Below are 3,895 nucleotides of genomic sequence, written 5' to 3' on the forward strand. Positions count from 1 at the left end.
TGAAGCGTCGCGCCATCACCCATGGCCTCTTCGTCCACGCCGGCCACCCCGAGGAGCAGACGCTCGAGGTGATACGGCGACTGGACCTGCGACGACGGCTGGCGCCGTTCACACGGTGCGTGCAGTGCAACGGCAGGCTCATCCCCGTTACCAAGGACGAGGTGATCGACCACCTCGAGCCGTTGACCCGCCGGTACTACGACGATTTCAGTCGCTGCGCGGAGTGCGGGCGGATCTACTGGCCCGGCTCACATCACGCAAGGTTGGTCAGCCTTATCGAGGGACTCCGGGACCAGCTCTGATCGACGGCTGGCGGTGAGCTCGGGCGGCCGCTGTGAACCCGTTATCGTCCCGCGCTGTCCGCCGCACGCCAGCCAAGGCCTTCTCTTTCGCGCCCGCAGTGGCCTTATCCACACCTGGTTTACATGGTGTTTGTTGGTCGAGCGCCGCTAGGTTGGTCGTGTCTCGCCCGGAGGCGACCACCGTCCCATGACGGTGGACCTACGGCTTTAGGTCTCAGATCCGAGTATGCGCCGGAGGGCGGCGTCGGCGATCGTCGTCGAAGGCGGGTGTCCCATGCCCCAAGACCTCATTGTCGTGTCGTGCGTGCCTTTGGGCGGTGCAGGCGGGAGGGGGTGCCGGATGCCGCTGCCTGAGCCGACCTCCCATCCTTGGCGGTGATCGGAGTAGTCGTCGTAGGCGATGGGGGGCCAGGACGGCCAGCTCGTCGAGCAGCATCGCGGGAGTCTTCTCGGTGTCGGCCATGACTCCTCATTGGTAACGGGGCTCCGACTCCACCAGCCCGCTGTACGTGGCCATGAAAAAGTCCCCAATGGTGGCCAGGTGGAGGTCCCCACTGGTGGCCAGATAACAGTCCCCAGGCCCCGCGTTCGTCGTGTCAATCAGTGGCGCAAGCGTTTCGCCGATAACAGAGACATGGTCAACCAAGGACACGTCGAGACCAAAGGAACTGTCCGACAAGGCCTCTTGGTGCCAATCATGGTCAATCATCATTGACTTTGCCGGCGGGACGGTTGAATTTGTCGACCGTCACGTAATTCCGCCGGGGTTGCTGTCAGGTAATTCCGCCACCGGTGGGCCTCGGGTGTAGGTCTACCGGGTGGGTTTGGTGTTGTCTAGCGGCGCGGTAGCGCCGGGTCGCTTTCGGGGCCGGTAGCTGGGTCCGTCCATGAGGATTTGGTGGCTGGTGTTGATCAGTCGGTCGAGCAGTGATTCGGCGACGACGGGGTTGGGGAACAGGTTGTACCAGTCCTTGGGGGACCTGTTGGAGGTCAGGATGAGCGGTTTGGCGTTGACGGCGCGGTCGGAGATCAACTCGTAGAGGTCGTCGGCATGCATCGCGGTGTGCTCGCGCATGGCGAAGTCGTCGAGTATCAGCACCAACGGTTTGGTGTATTCGCGGATGCGTTGGCCCCAGGTGCGATCAGCGTGTCCGCCGGCGAGGTCGGAGAGCACGCGGGAGGTTTTCGCGAACCGGACGTCTCCGCCGCGTCGGGCCACGGCGTGTCCGAGTGCCTGTGCGACATGGGTTTTGCCGACGCCGACGGGTCCGTAGAGGATGACCGATTCGGCGGCGTCGAGCCACCGCAGTGCGGACAGGTCGCGCAGCATCGCCGCGGGGAGTTTGGTGTTGGCGGTGAAGTCGAAGGATTCGAAGGTCGATTGTTCCTCGAAGCGGGCTCGGCGGATGCGGCGGGTCAGGGCGGCTGATTCGCGGCGGGCGATCTCGTCTTCGCAGAGTACCTGCAGGAAATCGAGGTGCCCGAGGGTGCCGTCGCGGGTTTGGGCCAACCGGGCATCCAGTGTCTCGAGCATGCCGGTGAGTTTGAGAGTGCGCAACGCGTTGCGCAGCGCCGGGTCGAGGATGCTCATTATGATGGTCTCCTTGTGGGGATCGAATAATGCTGGGCAGCAGACGAATACGGTTGTGGACTCATGCGGTCTCGCCGGTTGTGTCGGTGTCGAACGCCTGCGGGCCGCGCAGATGGGCCGGGGCGTGCGGAGCGGCGGGTTCGGTGATGCCGTCGAGTTCGGTGCCGGCGGCGAGGATGCCCTTGATGGTGCGGTAGCTCGGATCGCCCACTGCGATCGCCCGAGCGCATGCCGCCTCCAGACGCGCATCGCCGACAGTTTTGCGGAACGCCAGAACGCCTTGAGCGCTGCGCAGCCGGTGGATGGCGTTGATTTCCATGAACTCGGCGATCACCTGGGTGCAGGCCGGTCCGACCTCGGCGGCCACCCGGCGACACCAGGTTGGATTGCGCATCGTGAAGGCGATCTTCTCCGGCGGGTAGTGCTCGAAGTCGGTGGTCCGGCCGCAGTGATGCGTCACATGAGTGGCCACGACGGTGGTGTCGTGGACGATCTGCACCAGGTCTCCGCAGGTGCGGGCGTGAACCTGTTGGCCCATCAACCGCCATGGCACCGAGTACAGCGCCTTGCCGACCTTGACGTGGCAGTCGGTGGCGACCTTGCCTGTGGACCACACGGCGAGCTGGAACTCGTTGCGCGGCAACGGCAGCAACGCCTGTTGTTCGACGGTGGCAAATACGAACCCGGGTTGGGCCCCGTCCAGAGCCCGGGACTTGCGCACCCCAGCGACCTCACGACTCCACACCGCGGCGGCGGCCTGCATCTGCTCCAAGGAGGTGAACTCGCGGCCCCGCCAGAACGAGTCCCGGACATACTGCATCGGCCGTTCCACTCGCGGTTTGTCCTTCGGTTTGCCCGCCCGCGCCGGATCGATAAGGCAGCCGTAATGGGTAGCCAGTTCCGCGTAGGCCTTGTTGATCTTCGGGTCATAGAGGTCCGGACGGATCACACCGGCCTTCAGGTTGTCGGGCACCAGCCTGGCGGGGACACCGCCGAAGAACTCGAACGCCGCCACATGCGAAGCGCACCAGGAGCTTTGATGCATTCTGATGACCGGCTGCACGAACAGGTGCCGCGAACAGGCCAGCACCATCACGAACGCCCACACCGCCACCCGTCGACCACTGACGGGATCAAACCACATCCCGAGCTTGCCGTAGTCGATCTGGGCTTCGCTGCCCGGCGCCACCGGCCCGCGCGCCACGGTCACCCTCTCTCGCGCCGCCTCCTCGGACAGGTTCGCCCAGATCCAACGCCGCACTGAGGATTCCGACGCCGACACGCCATACTCATCGCGCAGCCGCTGCGCGATCGTCGCCGCGCTCACCTCGGCGGTCAGCCAGTCGCGGATCCGGTCACGGTGCACCTCGATACCCGGCCAGGTCGTGGCCCGCAGCCCGGGATCGGCGACCTCAGGAAACCAGCGGGCGACATAAGCGGCCCACGCAGCCTCGGTGATCAGCTCCCCGCCAGGGGTCAACGACTCGGCGATCGCCGGCGCCAGATACTTCGCGATCGTCTTACGGTCGATACCCAAACTCTTGGCGAGTTGGCGCTGGGACCGCCCCGCATGCCAGTGGGTGAACAACTCGATCAGGTCGAACATATCGAAACTTCTCCTCGCCATCGGCGCCTTCCTCACGAGTTGATCCGTGAGTCGAGCGAACCTGTGTGCGAGGCCCACAACCGGCTGCCACACCGCCCCAGGGTGGGGGAATTACGTGACAGCCGGGGTGGAGGAATTACGTGACGGACAACCCCTCAAAGTGGGGGAATTACGTGACCGCTGACATTCGATGGCGCGACCGGCATTCTTGACTGCGTTGGAGACGACATCGTCAAGTTTGGACAGATCCTCTACGGACACCTCGGTCGATACGAAAACTGAGAACCGAATACAGTCGTCAACCACCGAAATGTCGACCTTCGGTGCCGGACTAAGTTGGCGGTGAAAGTGATTGGCCAGAGCCTGTATCCAATATTTCGGCCACAACGGAAGTGG

3 protein-coding genes and 1 pseudogene are annotated in these 3,895 nt (G+C 64.2%); 1 reads left to right on the forward strand and 3 read right to left on the reverse strand.

What is annotated here, in order from left to right:
• On the forward strand, nucleotides 1–302 hold a 302-nt coding region (locus VKI00_RS32510; protein ID WP_324447407.1), incomplete at its 5' end, for a Mut7-C RNAse domain-containing protein.
• A gap of 811 nt (nucleotides 303–1,113) precedes the next feature.
• Here VKI00_RS32510 and istB read toward each other — a convergent pair.
• The 3 genes and pseudogenes from istB to VKI00_RS32525 form a co-directional block, all read right to left on the reverse strand.
• Nucleotides 1,114–1,893: an IS21-like element helper ATPase IstB gene (gene istB, locus VKI00_RS32515; RefSeq protein WP_324447408.1), complete on the reverse strand. Its 780-nt coding sequence runs from the start codon at nucleotides 1,891–1,893 to the stop codon at nucleotides 1,114–1,116.
• Nucleotides 1,894–1,954: 61 nt separating this feature from the next.
• Entirely contained in the window at nucleotides 1,955–3,499 is a 1,545-nt protein-coding gene (gene istA, locus VKI00_RS32520; protein ID WP_324447409.1) for an IS21 family transposase, read from the reverse strand.
• A gap of 186 nt (nucleotides 3,500–3,685) precedes the next feature.
• Nucleotides 3,686–3,895: pseudogene (locus tag VKI00_RS32525) on the reverse strand (hypothetical protein); the annotation flags it as partial.

Source organism: Mycobacterium sp. (assembly GCF_035314665.1).
Taxonomy (GTDB): domain Bacteria; phylum Actinomycetota; class Actinomycetes; order Mycobacteriales; family Mycobacteriaceae; genus Mycobacterium.